The organism is Pseudomonas sp. NEEL19, assembly GCF_028751975.1.
GTDB classification, from domain to species: Bacteria; Pseudomonadota; Gammaproteobacteria; order Pseudomonadales; family Pseudomonadaceae; genus Aquipseudomonas; species Aquipseudomonas juntendi.
Window position 1 is genome coordinate 1,576,253 of sequence record NZ_CP081491.1, and the last position, 19,311, is coordinate 1,595,563.

Genomic DNA, 19,311 nt, shown 5'->3' on the forward strand with positions numbered 1-19,311 from the left:
GAGGGCAAATGTATGTAGGACGCTTCTGATCTTTATGGTGACAATTGATAACAAATATTTCCGCTCGTTGTGGAGCGCGTCAGTTCGCTGCGTATCAACGCGTGCTTGTAGGATTGCTATGCCCAATCACTCGACCGAGTTTGACTACAGGATCTGCGTTAGAGATCTTGGCGCAAGCTTGCAGCAAGCATCTGCAAACGCGGTAAGGTATGCACATGCACGACAACAACGGAGGCCGCGTGGTGGAACGCCTGCTACTCAATTGCGACATGGGTGAAAGTTTTGGCAGCTGGCGCATGGGCCTGGATGCCGAGGTCATGCCCTACATCGACTGCGCCAACATCGCCTGCGGTTACCATGCCGGTGACCCTGGCATCATGCGCCGCACCGTGGCCCTGGCACTGGAGCACGGGGTGGCGATCGGTGCCCACCCGGCCTACCCGGACCTGGTCGGCTTCGGGCGCCGGTCCATGGCCTGCAGCCCCGAGGAAATTCGCGATTTGCTGCACTACCAGATCGGCGCACTGGAGGGCATCTGCAAGGTGCTCGGCGGCCGTGTGGCCTATGTCAAGCCGCATGGCGCGCTGTACAACGACATGATGGCCGACCCGCTCAAGCTGCGCACCGTGCTGGAAGCTGTGGCGGCTTACGGCAGCGACCTGCCGCTGATGCTGATGGCCACCGCCGACAACCGTACTGCCCAGGCGCTGGGCGATGAAATCGGCGTGCCGCTGTGGTTCGAGGCATTCGCCGACCGGGCCTATACCGCCAGCGGCCACCTGGTCTCGCGGCGCCTGCCCGGCGCCGTGCATCACGACCCGGCGCGTGTGGTGGAGCAGGCCGAGCGCCTGGCCCGTGGCGATACGCTGGTGGCGAACGATGGCAGTGCCTTGAAGCTGGCGGCCAGCACACTGTGTGTGCATGGCGACAACGACAGTTCGGTAGCAGCGGTGCGGCAGATTCGCCAAGCCCTCGATGCCATGGAGCGATGATGAAGCTGCGTATCGAAGTGGTCGCAGTCGACAGCCTGATGGTGCGCCTGTTCGAGCGTATCGACGAGGCCAACATGCCGTGGATGCTTGCTGCCAGCCAGTGCTTGCGCGCAGCGTTCGGCCAGCACCTGCTGGACTTGGTGCCGTCGTACACCACGCTGATGGTGCACTTCGACCTGCCGCCGGCCGAAGCGAGGGCGCTGATCGCCCAGGCACTGGACGGTTTGCAGCCAGACGCCGGCAGTGGTGGCCGGCGCCACGAGATCCCGGTGTGGTACCACGCCAGCGTCGGCCCGGAGCTGCCTGTACTGGCTGCCCGCACCGGCTTGACCGAGGGTGAAGTGGCCCGCTTGCACAGCGAGCGCGAGTACCCGGTTTTTGCCTTGGGCTTCGCCCCCGGGTTCGGCTTCATGGGCCTGGTCGATGAACGCCTGGCCAGCCCCCGCCTGAGCACCCCGCGCAAGCGCGTGGCGGCGGGCAGCGTGGGTATTGCCGAGCGCCAGACAGCAGCGTACCCGGCGGTGTCGCCGGGGGGCTGGAACCTGATCGGGCGTACCCCGGTGCGCCTGTTCGACCGTGAACGTGAAGGCTATAGCCTGTTGCAACCCGGGGACTGGGTGCGCTTCGTGGCGGTTACGCGTGATGAATTTCTGGCCCTGGGCGGCGATGTGGAGGCGCAAGGATGAAGCAGTTGTCGATCGAGGCCAGCAACGCCTTGTGCCAGTTGCAGGACGCCGGGCGCTTCGGCGTACGGCACCTGGGCGTGACCCAGGGCGGGGCGCTGGACTGGGTGGCGATGTACTGGGCCAACTGGCTGTTGGGCAATTCGCTGGCCGCACCTGTGGTGGAGGTCGCGCTGGGTGGCTTCTGTGTGGTGGCGCAGCAGGATTGTGTGCTGGCGCTGGCCGGTGCCGACCTGGATGCGCGAGTTGATGATCAGCCGGTAGCGCCCTGGCGCAGCTTTGCTTTGGGCAAAGGGCAGCGCTTGGCCCTGAAGCAGCCCAAGCAGGGCGTTCGGGCGTACCTGGCGGCGCCTGGCGGGTTTCGCGGCGAGGCGGTGCTGGGCAGCTGTGCCACCGTGGTGCGCGAAGCGCTGGGCGGTACAGGCGGCCAGGGCGCTGCGCTTGGTAAAGGCCAGCTGCTGGCTTTTGCGGGTACGCCGGCAACCCTTCGTGAAGTGCCGGATGCCTTGCGCCCGCGCTATCACCACAAGCCTGTGCTCGACCTAGTGATGGGCGCGCAGATCGGTGATTTCAGTGGTACCAGCCTGTTTGAGGCGTTCAACAGTGACTGGACGCTGGACAGCCGGGCTGACCGCATGGGCATCCGTCTACTGGGGCCGAAGTTGGTCTACCAGGGCGCGCCGATGATTTCCGAGGGCATTCCCCTGGGAGCGGTGCAGGTGCCGCCGGACGGGCAACCGATCGTGTTGCTCAATGACCGGCAGACCATTGGCGGTTACCCGCGGCTGGGGGCGTTGACGCCGCTGGCGCTGGCGCAACTGGCGCAGTGCATGCCGGGGGCGCAGGTGAAGTTCAGGGCGGTGGTGCAGGATGAGGCGTGGCGGGAGCAGCAGCAATACTTGGGCCGGTGGTTGTAAGGCTGCGGGCCCTTTCGCGGGCACGCCCGCTCCCACACAGGCCTGCGCCATACCTGTAGGAGCGGGCGCGCCCGCGAAGAGGCCAGACCGCTGGCAAGTGGCAGCCCGTTCTATCTCACTTTGAGAGATACCGCATCCCTTCCTCCAACCCCTGCAAGGTCAGCGGATACATCTTGTCCTCGATCAACTCCCGCACCAGGTGGGTCGAGGCGGTGTAGTCCCAAGCCTGCCGGGGATAGGGGTTGATCCAGATGATCTTCCTGAATTTCTCCATGAAACGCTGCAGCCACACATACCCGGCTTCTTCGTTCCAGTGCTCCACGCTGCCACCGGGCTGGGTGATTTCGTAAGGCGCCATGGCCGCATCGCCAACGAAGATCACTTTGTAGTCGTCGCCATACTTGTGCAGAAGATCGAACGTGGAAAACCGCTCCGAGGTGCGGCGCAGGTTGTTCTTCCAAACCGACTCGTACACGCAGTTGTGGAAGTAGTAATACTCCAGGTGCTTGAACTCGGTCTTGCAGGCCGAGAACAGTTCTTCGCACACCTTGACGTGGGCGTCCATGGAACCACCGATGTCGAACAGCAACAGCAGCTTCACGGTGTTGCGCCGCTCCGGGCGCATCTGGATGTTCAACAACCCGGCATCGCGCGCGGTGTGGTCGATGGTGCCGTCGATGTCGAGCTCTTCGGCGGCGCCTTCACGGGCGAACTTGCGCAGCCGGCGCAGGGCCAGCTTGATGTTGCGCGTGCCCAGTTCCACCTGGTCGTCGAGGTTCTTGTACTCGCGCTGGTCCCAGACCTTCACCGCCTTGCCCTGGCGTTTGCCAGCCTCGCCCACGCGGATGCCCTCGGGGTTGTAGCCGCCCGAGCCGAACGGGCTGGTGCCGCCGGTGCCAATCCACTTGTTGCCGCCGGCGTGGCGCTCCTTCTGCTCTTCCAGGCGCTGCTTGAAGGCCTCGATGAGCTTGTCCAGGCCACCCAGCGACTGGATTTGCGCGCGTTCTTCGTCGCTGAGCGAGCGCTCGAACTCCTTGCGCAGCCAGTCTTCCGGGATCAGCGCCTCGATGTGCTGGTCGAGGTTTTCCAGGCCTTTGAAGTAAGCGGCGAAGGCGCGGTCGAACTTGTCGAAGTGGCGTTCGTCTTTCACCAGAATGGCACGGGCGAGGTAATAGAATTCGTCCATGTCGGCGAACACCACGTGCTTTTGCAAGGCCTGGTGCAGGTCGAGCAGTTCACGCACCGACACCGGCACCTTGGTCGCACGCATTTCATTGAACAGGTTGAGCAGCATGGCCCGGCTCCTGTCAGCGGTTGCCGCGCCGGCTCATGAAGGCCAGGCGCTCGAGCAGTTGCACGTCCTGCTCGTTCTTCACCAGCGCACCGGCCAGCGGCGGGATCGCCTTGGTCGGGTCGCGTTCGCGCAGCACCGCTTCACCGATGTTGTCGGCCATCAGCAGCTTGAGCCAGTCTACCAGCTCGGAGGTGGAGGGCTTTTTCTTCAGCCCAGGCACCTTGCGTACGTCGAAGAACACGTCCAGCGCCTCGCTGACCAGCGCCTGGCTGATGTTCGGGTAGTGCACGTCGACGATCTGCTGCAGGGTGCTGCGGTCGGGGAAGGCGATGTAGTGGAAGAAGCAGCGGCGCAGGAAGGCGTCGGGCAGTTCCTTTTCGTTGTTCGAGGTAATGATGATGATCGGGCGCTGCCGGGCCTTGATGGTCTCGTCGATTTCGTAAACGTAGAACTCCATCTTGTCCAGTTCCTGCAACAGGTCGTTGGGGAACTCGATGTCGGCCTTGTCGATTTCGTCGATCAGCAGGATGACCCGCTCCTCGGCCTCGAAGGCCTCCCACAGCTTGCCCTTCTTCAGGTAGTTGCGCACGTCATGGACCTTGTCCACGCCCAGCTGCGAGTCGCGCAGGCGGCTGACCGCGTCGTACTCGTAGAGGCCCTGGTGGGCCTTGGTGGTGGACTTGATGTGCCAGGTGATCAGGCGCGCGCCGAACGAAGCTGCCAATTGCTCGGCGAGCATGGTCTTGCCGGTGCCGGGTTCGCCCTTGACCAACAGCGGGCGTTCGAGGGTGATGGCCGCGTTTACTGCCAGTTTCAGGTCGTCTGTGGCGACGTAGTCGCGGGTGCCTTCGAACTTCATGGGGCTGTCCTCTGTTGTAAGCCTGTGCCGGCCTCTTCGCGGGCACGCCCGCTCCCACAGGAATTGCACAAACTTCTGAATCTGCGGGGTACCCGTGGGAGCGGGCACGCCCGCTCCTACAGGAATTGCACAAACTTCTGAATCTGCGTAAGTACCTGTGGGAGCGGGCGCGCCCGCGAATGACCCAACACCTGTTTTCGATTTGTTACCGACTATAACGCGGGCCCGGGCAGCTGCAAACGCAGACCGGGTATTCAGTCCCTGAATGCCCCGTCACGCTGTTTCAGTCGGACTTCGGCGCCGGTTGCTCATAGCGTGCATTGAACGCCTGGATGAAGCCGTTGCGCAGGATCTGCAGGAAGGCCTCGAAGGCGCTGATGTTCTGCTTGTGCACGCTGCCGCTGAGCTCCACCCGGGTGGCGAACTGGTTTTTCGGCTGGTTCTTCAGCACCGTCTCGGAGGCGCCCACCAAGGCCTCCCACACCGAGCGGAAGAAGCCTTTGTCCTTGTCCTCGACATCCTGCTGCCAGTCGAACACGTCCACGTCACGCAGCAGCGGTTTGATGTAGCCATTGAGGCGGCCGTTTTCTGCCTGCGCCTCGATGACCACGTCACCATGCCCTGCGCTGAAGTCGAACTTGCCGTAGGCACTGGCGAAATCATTCAGGTTGCGCAGTTCTATGCCGGTGGCACGCAGGCGGAACTCGAAGTCATCGAAGTCACTGAACGGGTCGAAGGTGGCGCGGCTTTCGACCTTGGCATTGCCGGCGATCAGCGCCGTGCCCTCGAAGCTGGCGTCGCGCCGGCCTTGCTTGTCGCGCACGTTGGTCAGGTTGCTGATGGTGGCGTCCAGCCGGGTTGCCTTGAGATTGACCGGGGGGTTGGAATTGAAATTGCGAAAGGTCAGGGTGCCATTGTCGATATGCACTTCATCGAGGGTGATCGGCAGCAGCTTTTCCAGTTGTTGCCGCCAATCGGTGCCCTGGCCGGTCTGCGAGGCCTGCTTGTTGCCGCCGTCGACGAAGTTCAGTTCGGGCTGCTCGAAGATTACTTTCGCCACCACGGCCTTGTCGTAGATCAGCGAGTGCCAGCTGACCGACAGGTCGATAACCGGTGCATCCAACAGCGGCACTGGCACCTTGCCGCTGGTCTTGACGATCCGCAGGCCGTTGATCCGGTAGGCCCCGCGCCACCAGGCCAGGTCCACGTCGGCCACGTGCCCACGGTAGTCGCCCATGTCGGCCAGCTTGTCGTTGAGGTAGTCGCGTACCAGGTAGGGCAGCGCCAGGTGCAACGCCACCAGCAGCGCCACCAGGCTGGCCAGGCCGATCAGCGGCCAGCGATAACGGGCTTTCATCGGGGTGTCTCCCAGGAGGATGTGCGGTGGACCGCAATGCGCCCGGTTGAGTTCGAACAGGCTTTACGGGCCTACGGCCGGGGCTTACCCTTGAGGTCTTTTCCTGCTCGCTTTCATGCCAAGGACCCCTGCCATGAGCCGTATCTTTGCAGACAACGCCCATTCCATCGGCAACACGCCGCTGGTGCAGATCAACCGGATCGCCCCGCGTGGCGTGACCATCCTGGCCAAGATCGAGGGGCGCAACCCGGGCTACTCGGTCAAGTGCCGCATTGGCGCGAACATGGTCTGGGATGCCGAAAGCAGCGGCCGGCTCAAGCCGGGCATGACCATAGTCGAGCCCACCTCGGGCAACACCGGTATCGGCCTGGCCTTCGTTGCCGCCGCGCGTGGCTACAAGCTGATGCTGACCATGCCCGCGTCGATGAGCCTCGAACGGCGCAAGGTGCTGAAGGCGCTAGGCGCCGAACTGGTGCTGACCGAGCCGGCCAAAGGCATGAAGGGCGCCATCGACAAGGCCAACGAAATCGTGGCCTCAGACCCGGCGCAGTACTTCCTGCCAGGCCAGTTCGAGAACCCGGCCAACCCCGCCATTCACGAAAAAACCACGGGCCCGGAAATCTGGAACGACACCGACGGCGCGGTGGACGTGCTGGTGGCGGGGGTGGGCACGGGCGGCACCATCACCGGTGTGTCGCGCTACATCAAGCATACCCAGGGCAAGGCGATCCTGTCGGTGGCCGTGGAGCCAGAGGCTTCGCCACTGATCACCCAGACCCTGGCCGGCGAAGAGCTCAAGCCCAGCCCACACAAGATCCAGGGCATCGGGGCTGGCTTCGTACCGAAAAACCTCGACCTGTCGATCGTCGACCAGGTGCTGACGGTGGCCGACGAAGAGGCCAAGGCCATGGCCATTCGCCTGATGCAGGAAGAGGGCATTCTCTGCGGCATTTCTTGCGGCGCAGCCATGGCGGCGGCCGTGCGCCTGGCGGAAAAACCGGAAATGCAAGGCAAGACCATCGTCGTGGTGCTGCCCGATTCTGGCGAGCGTTATTTGTCGAGCATGCTGTTCAGCGACATGTTCAGCGACCAGGAAAACCAGCAGTAACCGGCCATGCCGCTGACCGGGCTCAATGTTCGGCGGCCTGGTTGACTGCACAATCTTCATCGACACGATCCCGCCCGGGTGGTTTGTACCGCGGCGGGATCGGTTTATGATGGCAGGATGATTTTCAGGAGAGCAGGCCGCGCAGCCCTGTTTCTTCCCCTAGGAGTGATGCATGACCTTATCCTTTGCAGCCAAGGCGGGTGTCTTGCTGGTGTTCTTCGGCAGCGTGCTGTTCGTGCACCTGCGCGGCAAGGCCCGCCTGCCGGTGTTGCGCCAGTTCGTCAACCATTCGGCGCTGTTCGCCCCCTACAACGCCTTGATGTACCTGTTTTCCGGGGTGCCGTCCAAACCCTACCTGGACCGCCAGCGCTTCCCGGAACTGGATGTGCTCAAAGACAACTGGCAGGAAATCCGCGAAGAGGCCATGCGCCTGTTCGACGAGGGCTATATCCGCGCCGCCGAGAAGGACAACGACGCCGGCTTCGGTTCGTTCTTCAAGAAGGGCTGGAAGCGGTTTTACCTGAAGTGGTATGACAAGCCGCTGCCATCGGCCGAGGCGCTGTGCCCGAAAACCGTAGAACTGGTCAGCAGCATTCCCAACGTCAAGGGCGCAATGTTCGCCCTGCTGCCTGGCGGTAGCCACCTGAACCCGCACCGCGACCCATTCGCCGGTTCGTTGCGTTACCACCTGGGCCTGTCCACGCCGAACTCCGACGCCTGCCGCATCTACGTCGATGGGCAGGAATACGCCTGGCGGGACGGCGAAGACGTGATGTTCGATGAAACCTACGTGCACTGGGTGAAAAACGAGACCGACGTGACCCGGGTGATCCTGTTCTGCGACATCGAGCGGCCGTTGAGCAGCCCGCTGATGACCCGCATCAACCGCAAGGTCAGTGCCTTCCTGGGCCGCGCCACCGCGCCACAGAACACCGACGACGAGCGGGTGGGCGGTATCAACCAGGCGTATGCCTGGAGCAAGCGTTTCTCCAATAAGCTCAGCACTCGCGTGAAGCAGTTCAAGCGGGCCAACCCCAAGGCCTACCGGGTCCTGCGCCCGGTGCTGGCGGTGGTCGTGGCTTATCTGCTTTACCGCTGGTTGTTCTGAGCGCAGGCTGGCCTGTGCGCGGGTTCACCCGCGCACAGGCCAGCTCACCTCGCACTGGCGCCCGCTATTGCCCAATCGTGGGTTCACCGCTATTCTCCACAACACTTCCTTCCCTGAAGCCTGAATCATGCCCGCCAAGCCCTCCACCACCAGCTTTGCCATCGCGCCAGTCGCGGGCATGGTCGTGCGTGGCAGCCAGCAGCCGGCCATGGTCAGTCATTACCCACCACCTGTCAGTGGCGCCGTAGGCGGCGTAGCTCCGCCATGCTGCGTGGTCGTGTTGGGCTGATCGGCTTCGGCCGAGTCCCTTCGCACACGCAACCCACTGAACCCGGCCGGCTACTTAGTGCGCTTTAGCGCAGGCCGTCCGCTTGGCTTATCTGCCTATCATCAGGTGGCAATACATGTCCTTTTTCAACAAAGCATCCGTGGCCTCGGCGGCCACTACCAGCCTGTTCGTCCTGCTGTGGAGCAGCGGGGCGATCGTTTCCAAACTTGGCCTGGCGCATGCCAGCCCGTTCGCCTTCCTGCTGCTGCGCTCTGCCTTGGCCCTGGCGGGCCTGTTGCTGATCGGGCCGTTGCTGGGGCTGCGCTGGCCACGCCGGAAGGGCGCCATGCTGCGTGCCCTGGGCACTGGCTGCGTGTTGCTCGGGGCTTACCAGATCTTCTATCTGCTGGCCCTCGACACCCACGTCACGCCAGGCATCATGGCCACGGTCATGGGCGTGCAACCGATCCTCACCGTCGTGCTGATGGAGCGCCAGCGTTCGATCAGCCGCCTGTTCGGCCTGGGGCTGGGCTTGAGCGGCTTGATCATGGTGGTGTACCAGGGGCTCAACCTGGGTGGGGTGTCGCTGGCGGGCATGCTGTTCGCCCTGCTGGCGCTGGCCAGCATGACCTGCGGTTCGATCCTGCAAAAACGCATCACCGACAACCCCATGGGCACGCTGCCGCTGCAGTACCTGGCCGGCTTTGCCCTGTGCGCGCTGTTCGCACCCTTGCAACCCTTACAGGTGCAGTGGACCGGGGGTTTCGTGGCTGCCTTGCTGTGGATGGGCCTGGTGGTTTCGCTGCTGGCCACCTTGCTGCTGTATCGGCTGATCGCCAAGGGTAACCTGGTCAACGTCACCAGCCTGTTCTACCTGGTGCCGGCGGTGACCGCGGTGATGGACTTGCTGATCTTCGGCAACCGCCTGGCGCCGCTCAGCCTGCTGGGCATGGGGTTGATCGTGGTCGGCCTGCTGTTCGTGTTCCGCAAGCCTGCCAAGCGCCTGGCCGAGGCCTGAGCCCTAGCGGAACTCGGCGGGGATGGCGTGCCGGAGTACGCCTTCCTCGAAGTCCAGCAGCCCGGCTTCGCGCTGGGTGAGCAGGTAGTAGAGCAGGGTGTCGATTGAGCGCTGTTGCGGTACTGCCACGGCCAGCAGTCTTACCGACTGCTCGGTTTCACAGGCGCAGCCGAAATCCTGCAAGGCAGCGCGAACCTGATCGAGGGTTTCCGGGGGCTTGACCAGCACCCGGAACACCGAGGTGCCGCTGCTTTGGCGCAGTTCGGCGAACCAGGTCTGGCCGTCTTCTTCATAGGTGCCGATAAGGTCACCCGGCGCGATGCCGTACACATGAAAGGGGATGTTGTCCACGGCATGGCCGCCTTCCACAGCCTTGGCCCAAAGGCCTTCGACCGAGGCCGGTGGGTAGCCGTTGGCGTCCTGTTCCAGGCGGAACAGCACCTTCTTGCAGGTCGGGTTCATGCCGTTCTCCCGGTCAATTGCGCGCCGGGCGCAGTACCAGCCACAAGGCCACAGCAATCAGCAGGCCGCCATACAGGTGCGCCAGCGACAGCGGCTCGTCCAGCAGCCATGCGCCCCACAGCACGCCGAACACCGGGATCAGGAAGGTCACGGTGCTGGCCTTTACCGGGCCTATTTCTGCCAGCAGACGGAAGTACAGGATATAGGCGTATGCCGTGCACAGCAGGCCCAGGCCGAGCAGCGACAGCCAGACCTGCCAGCCGCCCCAGCTGGCGGGCGGCTGGCTGAGGGCGCTCCAGGCGAACAGCGGGCTGAGCATCAGCGTAGCGCCGAGCATGCTGCCCAGCGCCGACAGGCGGCTGTCCAGGCCGCTGACCCAGCGCCGCGCGAGGAACCCGGCAAAGCCGTAGCAGGTGGTAGCTGCCAGGCACGCCAGGGCGCCTTGCAGCAGGGCCATGTCCAGGGCCACCGGCCCGGCCCCGCTGAGGATGCCGACACCGAGCAGGCCGAGGAAAATGCCGCAGAGCTTGGCCAACGTCATGGGTTCACGGAAGCACAGCACGCCGATCAGCACGCCCATCAGTGGCGTGGTGGCGTTGAAGATCGCCGAGTAACCGGCTGGCAGCACCTGGGCAGCTACTGAATAGAAGGTTGCCGGGATGCCGGAGTTGATCATGCCCAGTACCAGGCAGGCCCCGAGCTTGCCCTGAAAGTCCCAGCGCACGCGGCTGGCGGCGACGATGGCGACCAGGCCCAGGCAGGCGATCGAGACGCGAAAGAACGCGGTCGGCACCGTGCCCAGCTCGGGGGCGATAATGCGCATGAACAGGAAACTCGCCCCCCAGACGGCAGCAAGGGTCAGCAGGCGGGTTAGGGCAATCGGGCTCACAACGGTCTCCGGAGGGCAGGGCAGGGGCGCGAGTGTACGCGAGGGGGCGGGGCGATACTTGTGCTTTCTTGCGCAGTGAACCTGGCCCGCATTTGCATCAGGCCGACTAAGCTGTGTAACTCATTCACCCATGAGGTGCCCGGCATGCCCCAACCCTGGCCCGCTGTCGAAATCGCCCGCACCATCCTGGCGGGCTTCGACGATTACCGTGACCACTTCCAGCGCATCACCCTCGGCGCCCGCCAGCGCTTCGAACAGGCGCGCTGGCAGGAAATCCAGCAGGCCGCGGCTGCGCGCATCAGCCTGTATGAAGAAAAAGTCGCCGAGGTCAACGGCTGGCTGCGCCAGGCCTTCCCCGCGTCGGTGTTGCTGGACGTGGCGCAGTGGCCGCTGGCCAAACACGCCTACATCCAGCAGATCGACCCCCGGCTGGACGATGAGTTGGCCGAGACCTGGTACAACTCGCTGTTCTGCAGCCTGTTCAGCCACGACCAGATCAGTGATGGCTGCATGTTCATCCACACCACCCGGCCGTCGCTGCGCGGGCGCGAGCGCGCCGCGCAAACCCGTACCTATGCGCTGGGCGGTAGCCTGAAGGGAATGCTGCAGGCGATCTTCGCCGACTACCCGTTCGATGTCGCCTACGGTGACCTGGAGGGTGACCTGGCACGGCTGGAAGCGCAGGTGCGCGAATGCCTGCCCGACTGGGTTTGCAAGGACCCGGAGCTTGCGGTGGAGCTGTTCGTGCCCGTGCTGTACCGCAACAAAGGTGCCTACCTGGTGGGCCGCCTGTACAACCGCGATGAGCAATGGCCCTTGGTGATTCCCTTGCTGCACCGCGAGGGCCATGGCATCGAGGTGGACGGGTTGATCACCGACGAAGCCGAGGTGTCGATCATCTTCTCGTTCACCCGCTCCTACTTCATGGCCGATGTGCCGGTGCCGGCCGAGTTCGTGCATTTTCTCAAGCGCATTCTGCCGGGCAAGCATATTGCCGAGCTGTACACGTCGATCGGTTTCTACAAGCAAGGCAAGTCGGAGTTCTACCGGGCCTTGATCAACCACCTGGCCAACAGCGATGACCGCTTCGTCATGGCGCCGGGGGTGCGCGGCATGGTCATGAGCGTGTTCACCCTGCCGGGTTTCAACACCGTGTTCAAGGTCATCAAAGACCGCTTTTCACCGTCGAAAACCGTTGACCGCGCCACGGTGATCGACAAGTACCGGCTGGTGAAAAGCGTGGATCGGGTAGGGCGCATGGCCGATACCCAGGAGTTCGCCGATTTTCGTTTCCCACGCAGCAAGTTCGAGCCTGATTGCCTGGCCGAGTTGCTCGAAGTGGCGCCCTCGACCGTGGCCCTGGAGGGCGACACGGTGCTGGTGCGCCACTGCTGGACCGAGCGGCGCATGACCCCGCTGAACCTGTACCTGGAGCGCGCGGGCGAAGGCCAGGTGCTGGCGGCGCTGGAAGACTACGGCCTGGCCATCAAGCAACTGGCGGCAGCGAACATTTTTCCTGGTGACATGCTGTTGAAGAACTTTGGCGTCACCCGGCATGGGCGGGTCGTGTTCTATGACTATGACGAAATCTGCTTTCTGACCGAGGTGAATTTCCGCCACATACCGCCACCGCGGTATCCGGAAGACGAGCTGTCGGGCGAGCCGTGGTATTCGATCGGGCCGCACGATGTGTTCCCCGAAGAGTTCCCGCCGTTTCTGTTTGCCGACATGGGCCAGCGACGCTTGTTCAGCCGCTTGCACGGCGAGCTGTATGACGCGGATTACTGGAAGGGCCTGCAGGCGGCCATTGGCGAGGGGAAGGTGATCGACGTGTTCCCGTATCGGCGCAAGGGGCGCTGATGGCGGTGTTGCAGGCCAGGCCCATCACGCCTTCAGGCACTCTTCAGGCACTTCAGCTCACTGAAGTGGTCGCGCACCTTGGCCAACCGCGCTTGCAGCAACTGCCGCTGCTGCACGCTACTTTGCTGCACCAGGTCTACCAACAGGCTGCGCGCCTGTTGTTCGGTGTTCTGGAAGGCCGCGCGGTATTCCGGCGTCCACAGGCTTTCCTTGTGTTGCAACAAGGTCGCCAGGCGCGGCTCGAAGCTGGCGTCGTTGCGTTGGTTCATCGCCAGCAGCAGCTGTTGCTGCCAGTGGGCGCGGTTGGCGATCCACTCGCGGTTCTGGTCGCCCAGCGCTGCTGACCAGGCTTGTACGCGTTGCTTCTGCACCGCGGACAGTGGGCCAAACCAGGCGGTCAGGCGTTTTTCCATACGCGCGCTGCGCTCGCTGACCTGCTCGGCCAGCGGGGTATCGACGTACTCTTTTTGCCGCTCGGCGATGTCGTCGCGGAACGCTTCACGCATTTCGGCCACCTGGCTGTCGCTCATGCCGCGCAACAACTCGGTCGCCGAAGGGGTGATTTCCTCGGCCACACGGCCAATCGCCTGGCGCGCTTCGCGGGTGCGTTGCTGCAGCGCCTGGTCGGTCACCTGGTTGTCGGCGACCATAGCGCGGACCCGCTCCAGCCAGTCGAGGTAGCCCGGTAGCTGGGTCTTGCAGTGCCAGGCCAGGTGTTGCTTGAGGCGGTCGTCGAGCAAGGCCTTTTGCGTGCCGTTCATGTCCAGGTAGTCGCCCAGCGACCACGGCACCAGGCGATCGAGGTTGCGGTAGGCCAGGTCCATGCGGCTGCAGGCGCCTAGGGCCAGGGCGAATCCAAGGGCGATGAGCAGGGCTTTGGACAGGCGTGAAGGCATGTGCTGTTCCTTGCAGTGGCTGGCCAGACGGTAGACGCGAGGGGGGCACGGCGGTTCCACTGCATCAGCGGTCGGGCGGCGCGCTGGCTTCAGGTGTAGAATAGCCGCCTTGTTATGAGGATCATCGGAAATGGCTCTGCTTGGGCGTTACAACAGTTTGCAAATCGTGAAACACGTGGACTTCGGTCTGTACCTGGACGGCGGCGCCGATGGCGAGATCCTGCTGCCCGGGCGCTATATCCCGAAAAACGCCGAAACCGAAGTCGATGACTGGTTGAACGTGTTCATCTACCTGGACAGCGAAGACCAGCTGATTGCGACCACCGAGAAGCCCAAGGTGCAGGTCGGTGAGTTTGCCAGCCTCAAGGTCAAGGACATCAACGGTGCCGGCATCTTCCTCGACTGGGGCTTGTCCAAGGACCTGTTGATGCCGTACTCGGAAGAGGCGCGGCCGTTGAAGATCGGCGACTACTGCGTGGTGCACGTGTACCTCGACAAGCGCACCCGCCGCATCACCGCCACTTCCCGCCTGGACCGCTACCTCGACGTGGCCCCGGCCGATTACAAGGTCGGGCAGCCGGTCGAGCTGTTGGTGGCTGGCGAAACGCCGATGGGCTTCAAGGCCATCATCAACAACCGCCACTGGGGCCTGATCCACAAGAACGAAGTGTTCAAGTTCCTGCGCTCGGGCATGCACGAGAAGGGTTTCATCAAGGAACTGCGCCACGACGGCAAGATCGCCCTAAGTCTGCAGCCGGTGGGCGCCGCCCTGGCCGACAGCCTGCAGGAGCAGATCATGGCGCGCCTGGAGGCCGAAGGCGGGGTGCTGGGGGTGTGTGACAAGAGCGACCCGGCGTTGATCAGCAAGCTGTTCAATGTCAGCAAGGGCAACTTCAAGAAAGCCATTGGCGGCTTGTTCAAGCAGGGCTTGATCGTCATCCATGACGACCGGATCGAAAAGGCCTGATCAGGCCTGAACGAAGTTGCGGAAGTCCAGCTGCTCGCCACCTGGGCGGGTGTCGCGCAGCAGCGAGTCGCGGTCGGCGCTCAGCGCCAGGCTGATGGTCGAGCGGCGCTTGCCAGGCTTGCGCACTTCCATCTGCTCCAGGTGGGCCTTGAGGAAGTTGGTCGGCACTTTCAGGTGCTGCAGCTCGTCGGTTTGCGGGGTGTGCAGCAGCAGGTTGACCCAGTCGGCCTGGCCCTTGCCCAGCAGCGCCACCGGCACTTCGAACCACCACAGGTTGCGTTTGTTGTCCAGAATGGCGAACAGGGTGTTGCTGCTGTTCAGCACCGGGCGGGCCAGTGCTTGGTTGCGCCGGGCGATGGCGGCGGGTTTGTCGAGTTTCATGCAGGTTCCTGCGGGTTGACGCTATGAAGGCCTGCATTGTGAGGGGTGCCACGGGGCGGGGCAAGGTTTGATGCTTGTGCCTGCTGCGGGCGCGCCAGGTGGGCGGCGCGGGCGCTGCCTTGGGTTGCGCCCCACCCCCGCCATCAGCCGGCCCTGGCGGTGCGTCAGCGACGAAGCGGCAGGCTCAGCTCGGAGGTTGCCCCGTCAGCGGTAGTCACGGTCGCGGTGAAGCTGCGCAACCCAGCGATGTCGTCCAGCGCCTGGGCAAACCGTGCCTGCCCTTGTGCGTCACTGTTCACCTGCACCTCGCCAAGGTAGTGCTCGGCCTCGGTGGCGTCGGCCTGGGCATTGCCGAAGAACTCAACGCGCAGCAGGCTCGATGCCGGCCCCTGTACTTCACCGCGCAGCACATTGCCTTCCAGCGCCAGCAGCCGTGGTGCCGGCTGATTGTGGTTGGGCAGCGGCTGGCACGGCTTGGGCTCGCCCTTGGCGTTGCAGATAAGTGCCTGGTCCTGCTTCGGCAGGTCGGCGCCAACCCCGCGTGAGCCCACGTACAAGGCGTGTGCCTGGGCTGGCACGCCAAACACGATGGCCCCGGTGCGCTGCCCGGGTACGCATGAGCCGCCCGCCTGGCAGCGGCGGATATCCTGGCTGTTGGCCCAGATGCGGTTCCCGCTGAGGCGTGTGGTAGTCACCTCAGGCTCCGGGCGCAGGGCCACGCCGATGCGGTTGCCGTGGATCAGGTTGCCGTCGAGGATGTTGCCCTCACCGGTGACGCTGACCCCGATCGAGTTGCCGCTGAAGGTGTTGGCCGCCAGGTAGTTGCGTTTGCCCCAGTTGATCTGCAGGCCGTCGGAGTAGTTCTCGAAGCGGTTGCGCACCACGCTGTTGTCGTTGCCCAGCAGAATCTCGATACCCTGTGAGGGCTCGGGGTTGGCTGCTGTGGAGCGGAACAGGTTGTCGGCTATCAGGTTGAATGCTGCGCCACGGGTCAGCTCCAGCCCATCCCCGTTGTCGATCAGCTGGTTGCGCAGCACCTTGTTGTTGTTGGTGGTGGTAGCAGTAGGGTTACCTGCACCGTCGTCGCCAGTCAGCATGATGCCGGCGCCGCCTTTGTTGGCGACGATGCGGTTGTCTTCGATGACGTTGTGGCTGGCGCGGTTGACCAGGATGCCGATGCAGAAATTGCGCACTTCCAGGCCGCGCAGTTGCACGCCCTGAGTGTCACGCAGCACCAGCCCAGGGTTGGTGGTGGTGCGCACGTTGGTGCCGAACTGGCCGGGCAGGGCGCCGGGGCAGGTGCGAACACCCTGGTCCTTGATGTAGGCGGAGCCGTCGATGGCAATGTACTGACCCTCGCGTGCCCAGGCCAGCCCGGTGATGCTGACCGGGCCTTTGATTTCCGGCAGCGCGTGGCTGGGGCGGATCACATAAGGTGGCTTGCCCACGGCGGCGATGTCGATACGGTAATGGCCGGGGTTCCGGTTACTGGTTTCAATGGCCCAGCGCAGGGTGCCGGGGTTGCCGTCGTCGGTGTAACGCTCGACATGCAGGGTTTCAGGGCTGGCGGCAGCGGTGGCCAGGGTGGACAGGGGCAGCAGTGGCAGCAAGGCCAGCAGTGCAGGCATCAGACGCATGGGGCGGGTATCCGAAAACATTGTTCTTGTCGTGTGCTCGCCTGGCTTGAGGCGCACATGTGCACCGCATTCTAGGGGAGCCGTGGCGTCAACGCAGGGCTGCCTGTGTGATTTGGTGCGGTATTCGCCCTTAGATTGACCGCTTGGCTTGCGGGGTGAAAACTCGTTGAAACTCTTGCGCTGGGTGCTGGGTCCACCTTTTGTCGACACTGTACACGTGTCTCCATTTGCAGGAGTTTTGCCATGAGCGGTACTAAAGACAAAGTCAAAGGCCTGGCCAATGAGGCGGTGGGCAACGTGAAACAAGGTGTCGGCAAGATGACCGACAACGAAAAGCTGCGTGCCGAGGGCAAGGCGCAAGAGCTCAAAGGCGAGGCGCAGCAAGTGAAGGGCGATGTGAAGGACGCGGTAAAAAAACCGTGATCTGAGCAAGCCTGTGCCGGCCTCTTCGCATACGTGCGAAGAGGCCGTTACTTTTGCCGCCAATTTCTTCAATCGCGACTGGGAGCAGCACAGCTTCGGCACGGTCTATTAGACTTGTGTGTTGATTCGATCAAGCGGCGAAAGGAGACGCTATGATTTTTTCCGCCCTGCAGGGCCTGCCTTTGCACCGCGTGCTGGCGCGCACCGTCAAGGAATTTCTCGATGACGAGATGTCCACCTATGCGTCGGCGCTGGCCTACCAGGCGCTGTTCTCGCTATTCCCATTTTTGCTGTTCCTGATTGCCCTGATCGGCTTTTTGCACCTGCCCGACTTTTTCTCCTGGTTGCGCCTGCAATCGGAGCTGGTATTGCCACCCCAGGCCCTGGAGCAGGTGAACCCGGTAATCGACCAGCTACAGCAATCCAAGGGCGGGCTGTTGTCGGTGGGTATCGTGATTGCCTTGTGGACCGCATCGGCCGGTGTGCGCCTGATGATGAGCGCCATGAACGCCGCCTATGATGTGCCCGAGGGCCGGCCGGTTTGGAAGCGCATCCCGTTATCCATTTTCTACACCGTGGGCCTGGCCGGCATGCTGTTGGCAGCCGCCGCGCTGATGGTGCTTGGCCCGCAGGTCATGGAGTGGATCGCCGCCCAGATCGGCATGCAGGAGTTCATCGTCACCTTGTGGACGGTGTTGCGCTGGCCGGTGATCGTCTTTCTGCTGATGGTGGCGGTCGCGTTGATCTACTACGTAATGCCTGATGTGAAACAGAAGTTCCGCTTCATCACGCCGGGCTCGGTGCTGGCGGTGGTGGTGTGGATCATCGCGTCGCTGGGCTTTGCCTACTACGTGAAAACCTTCGCGGACTACAACGCCATGTACGGCAGCATTGGTGCAATCATCGTGCTGTTGCTGTATTTCTACATCTCGGCTGCCGTGCTGTTGCTGGGCGCCGAAATGAATGCGGTGATCGAGCACATGTCGGCCGAGGGCAAAAACCCCGGTGAAAAGGATTTCGACGAGCACGCGCCCGCGCAGACCATCAGTGTTCTGGGCCATGAGCACCCCACTTCGGGCCAGGCGCAGACTTCCGAGCCTAACCCCCGATGATCCGTGACATTCTCAAGATGGGCGACGAGCGCCTGCTGCGCGTCGCCGCGCCAGTGCCCGCGCAGCTGCTGGGCAGCGGCGAGCTGCAGCAACTGATCGACGACATGTTTGAAACCATGCGCCATGTCGGCGGCGTGGGCCTGGCCGCGCCGCAGGTAGGCATCGACCTGCAGCTGGTGATTTTCGGTTTTGAACGCAGCGAGCGGTACCCGGACGCCGAAGCGGTGCCGCAGACCATCCTGCTGAACCCGGTCATCACCCCGACTTCCACTGAACTGGAAGACGGTTGGGAAGGCTGCCTGTCTGTGCCCGGCTTGCGCGGCGTGGTACCACGCTTCAAGCACATTTGCTATGAGGGCATCGACCCACAGGGCAACGCGATCCGCCGCTTTGCCGAAGGCTTCCACGCGCGGGTGGTGCAGCATGAGTGCGACCACCTGATCGGGCGTTTGTACCCATCGCGGATCCAGGACTTTACCAAGTTCGGCTACACCGACGTGCTGTTCCCAGGGCTGGAAGCAGGCGACGACTGACCATGCTGCAGAGCCACCAGGCGTTTGCTGCGCTGGTAACGTTGCAAGCGGCCATGCAGGGTGTCGGGCAGGCACTGCGCCAGTTCGAAACCCAGGCGTTGATAGAACGCCAGCAGGTCGGGGTGGCAAAACAGCCAGGTTGGCCCGTCAGCCTGGGCCAGCGCCGCCTTCACCAGTTTGCCGGCTATCCCTTGCTGGCGCCGTTGCGGGTCGACGAACAGGCCGGTCAGCCAGAAACCCCCGGTTACCCTGGCCAGGCTCAGCCCGGCAATGATCCCCGGCCCCCTGGCTACCCACAACTGCGCATCGCTTGCCGCGCGCATGCGCGAGCCTTGTTGCCGGTAAAAGTGGTCCAGCAGCCGGCGTTCTGTATCCGCAAGTGTCGAGCAGGTTAATTGTTCAGAAATGGCGAATTTCCCCTGAGTACAGAGCAGAGGCTCTGGCGTAATGCTTTGCGGCTATCTTGTCGCAGATTGTTGCAAATTCGGCAAGAGTGAATATCCGAGTTCGGGGTTCAACTATTAACGGCCAGGCGTAGAATTTCAGG

Annotated in this window: 21 protein-coding genes; 12 read left to right on the top strand and 9 right to left on the bottom strand. The window is 63.3% G+C overall.

Annotated features, from left to right (window positions below; translation table 11 throughout):
- Positions 1–215: 215 nt before the first annotated feature.
- Genes K4A76_RS07180 through K4A76_RS07190 form a run of 3 tightly spaced genes read left to right on the top strand, consistent with a single transcriptional unit; the run spans position 216 to position 2,592 of the window.
- The gene (locus K4A76_RS07180; protein WP_110677825.1) at positions 216–992 is read left to right on the top strand and encodes a 5-oxoprolinase subunit PxpA; all 777 of its coding nucleotides are present in this window, start codon (positions 216–218) and stop codon (positions 990–992) included.
- Positions 992–1,678, top strand: coding sequence for a 5-oxoprolinase subunit PxpB (gene pxpB / locus K4A76_RS07185; RefSeq protein ID WP_274411825.1), 687 nt, complete (start codon positions 992–994; stop codon positions 1,676–1,678). Before K4A76_RS07180 ends, pxpB begins: the two co-directional genes overlap by 1 nt.
- Positions 1,675–2,592: a biotin-dependent carboxyltransferase family protein gene (locus K4A76_RS07190; RefSeq protein WP_274411826.1), complete on the top strand. Its 918-nt coding sequence runs from the start codon at positions 1,675–1,677 to the stop codon at positions 2,590–2,592. The genes pxpB and K4A76_RS07190 overlap by 4 nt, the downstream gene beginning before the upstream one ends.
- A 115-nt stretch (positions 2,593–2,707) precedes the next feature.
- Here the strand turns inward: K4A76_RS07190 and K4A76_RS07195 are convergent, their stop codons facing one another.
- The 3 genes from K4A76_RS07195 to K4A76_RS07205 form a co-directional block, all read right to left on the bottom strand.
- A complete protein-coding gene (locus K4A76_RS07195; RefSeq protein ID WP_274411827.1) occupies positions 2,708–3,886 on the bottom strand; it encodes a vWA domain-containing protein in 1,179 nt (392 codons plus the stop codon).
- Positions 3,887–3,899: 13 nt separating this feature from the next.
- Complete coding sequence (locus K4A76_RS07200) at positions 3,900–4,745, bottom strand: AAA family ATPase (protein ID WP_009686786.1); 846 nt, start codon at positions 4,743–4,745, stop codon at positions 3,900–3,902.
- A 283-nt stretch (positions 4,746–5,028) separates the two neighbouring features.
- Positions 5,029–6,102, bottom strand: a complete 1,074-nt coding sequence (locus K4A76_RS07205) for a DUF748 domain-containing protein (RefSeq protein WP_274411828.1) — start codon at positions 6,100–6,102, stop codon at positions 5,029–5,031.
- Between the two features lie 133 nt (positions 6,103–6,235).
- Between K4A76_RS07205 and cysK the strand changes: the two genes are divergently transcribed.
- From cysK to K4A76_RS07225, 4 genes are all read left to right on the top strand, one after another.
- A complete protein-coding gene (cysK, locus tag K4A76_RS07210) occupies positions 6,236–7,210 on the top strand; it encodes a cysteine synthase A (protein ID WP_009686784.1) in 975 nt (324 codons plus the stop codon).
- Between the two features lie 172 nt (positions 7,211–7,382).
- Positions 7,383–8,318 (top strand): aspartyl/asparaginyl beta-hydroxylase domain-containing protein, encoded by a 936-nt coding sequence (locus tag K4A76_RS07215; RefSeq protein ID WP_274411829.1) that lies wholly within the window; start codon positions 7,383–7,385, stop codon positions 8,316–8,318.
- Between the two features lie 127 nt (positions 8,319–8,445).
- The gene (locus K4A76_RS07220) at positions 8,446–8,607 is read left to right on the top strand and encodes a hypothetical protein (RefSeq protein ID WP_009686782.1); all 162 of its coding nucleotides are present in this window, start codon (positions 8,446–8,448) and stop codon (positions 8,605–8,607) included.
- Positions 8,608–8,722: 115 nt separating this feature from the next.
- Positions 8,723–9,604 carry a DMT family transporter gene (locus K4A76_RS07225; RefSeq protein ID WP_054913884.1) on the top strand — a complete coding sequence of 294 codons (882 nt, stop codon included), beginning with the start codon at positions 8,723–8,725 and terminating at the stop codon, positions 9,602–9,604.
- Positions 9,605–9,607: 3 nt separating this feature from the next.
- Here K4A76_RS07225 and K4A76_RS07230 read toward each other — a convergent pair whose 3' ends face one another.
- Positions 9,608–10,066: a DUF4265 domain-containing protein gene (locus tag K4A76_RS07230; RefSeq protein ID WP_054913883.1), complete on the bottom strand. Its 459-nt coding sequence runs from the start codon at positions 10,064–10,066 to the stop codon at positions 9,608–9,610.
- 13 nt (positions 10,067–10,079) lie between these two features.
- The gene (locus K4A76_RS07235; RefSeq protein WP_274411830.1) at positions 10,080–10,955 is read right to left on the bottom strand and encodes a DMT family transporter; all 876 of its coding nucleotides are present in this window, start codon (positions 10,953–10,955) and stop codon (positions 10,080–10,082) included.
- A 144-nt stretch (positions 10,956–11,099) separates the two neighbouring features.
- Between K4A76_RS07235 and aceK the strand changes: the two genes are divergently transcribed.
- Positions 11,100–12,815 (top strand): bifunctional isocitrate dehydrogenase kinase/phosphatase, encoded by a 1,716-nt coding sequence (aceK, locus tag K4A76_RS07240; protein ID WP_274411832.1) that lies wholly within the window; start codon positions 11,100–11,102, stop codon positions 12,813–12,815.
- Between the two features lie 32 nt (positions 12,816–12,847).
- Here the strand turns inward: aceK and K4A76_RS07245 are convergent, their stop codons facing one another.
- Positions 12,848–13,711, bottom strand: a complete 864-nt coding sequence (locus tag K4A76_RS07245; RefSeq protein WP_274411834.1) for a DUF6279 family lipoprotein — start codon at positions 13,709–13,711, stop codon at positions 12,848–12,850.
- A gap of 130 nt (positions 13,712–13,841) precedes the next feature.
- Between K4A76_RS07245 and K4A76_RS07250 the strand changes: the two genes are divergently transcribed.
- Positions 13,842–14,678 carry a CvfB family protein gene (locus tag K4A76_RS07250; protein WP_009686776.1) on the top strand — a complete coding sequence of 279 codons (837 nt, stop codon included), beginning with the start codon at positions 13,842–13,844 and terminating at the stop codon, positions 14,676–14,678.
- Here K4A76_RS07250 and K4A76_RS07255 read toward each other — a convergent pair whose 3' ends face one another.
- On the bottom strand, positions 14,679–15,059 hold the full coding sequence (locus K4A76_RS07255) for a hypothetical protein (protein WP_009686775.1): 381 nt from the start codon (positions 15,057–15,059) through the stop codon (positions 14,679–14,681).
- 164 nt (positions 15,060–15,223) lie between these two features.
- A complete protein-coding gene (locus tag K4A76_RS07260) occupies positions 15,224–16,696 on the bottom strand; it encodes a right-handed parallel beta-helix repeat-containing protein (RefSeq protein ID WP_274411836.1) in 1,473 nt (490 codons plus the stop codon).
- A gap of 243 nt (positions 16,697–16,939) precedes the next feature.
- Here K4A76_RS07260 and K4A76_RS07265 point away from each other — a divergent pair, with 243 nt between their 5' ends.
- The 3 genes from K4A76_RS07265 to def all read left to right on the top strand — a co-directional run bounded on the left by K4A76_RS07265 (position 16,940) and on the right by def (position 18,764).
- Positions 16,940–17,119 carry a CsbD family protein gene (locus K4A76_RS07265; protein ID WP_173887966.1) on the top strand — a complete coding sequence of 60 codons (180 nt, stop codon included), beginning with the start codon at positions 16,940–16,942 and terminating at the stop codon, positions 17,117–17,119.
- Between the two features lie 152 nt (positions 17,120–17,271).
- Positions 17,272–18,231: a YihY/virulence factor BrkB family protein gene (locus K4A76_RS07270; protein ID WP_009686772.1), complete on the top strand. Its 960-nt coding sequence runs from the start codon at positions 17,272–17,274 to the stop codon at positions 18,229–18,231.
- Entirely contained in the window at positions 18,228–18,764 is a 537-nt protein-coding gene (gene def, locus K4A76_RS07275; protein ID WP_054881623.1) for a peptide deformylase, read from the top strand. The genes K4A76_RS07270 and def overlap by 4 nt, the downstream gene beginning before the upstream one ends.
- Here def and K4A76_RS07280 read toward each other — a convergent pair.
- Positions 18,719–19,087 carry a GNAT family N-acetyltransferase gene (locus K4A76_RS07280; protein ID WP_274411837.1) on the bottom strand — a complete coding sequence of 123 codons (369 nt, stop codon included), beginning with the start codon at positions 19,085–19,087 and terminating at the stop codon, positions 18,719–18,721. The two genes, def and K4A76_RS07280, sit on opposite strands and share 46 nt — an antisense overlap.
- Positions 19,088–19,311 lie beyond the last annotated feature (224 nt).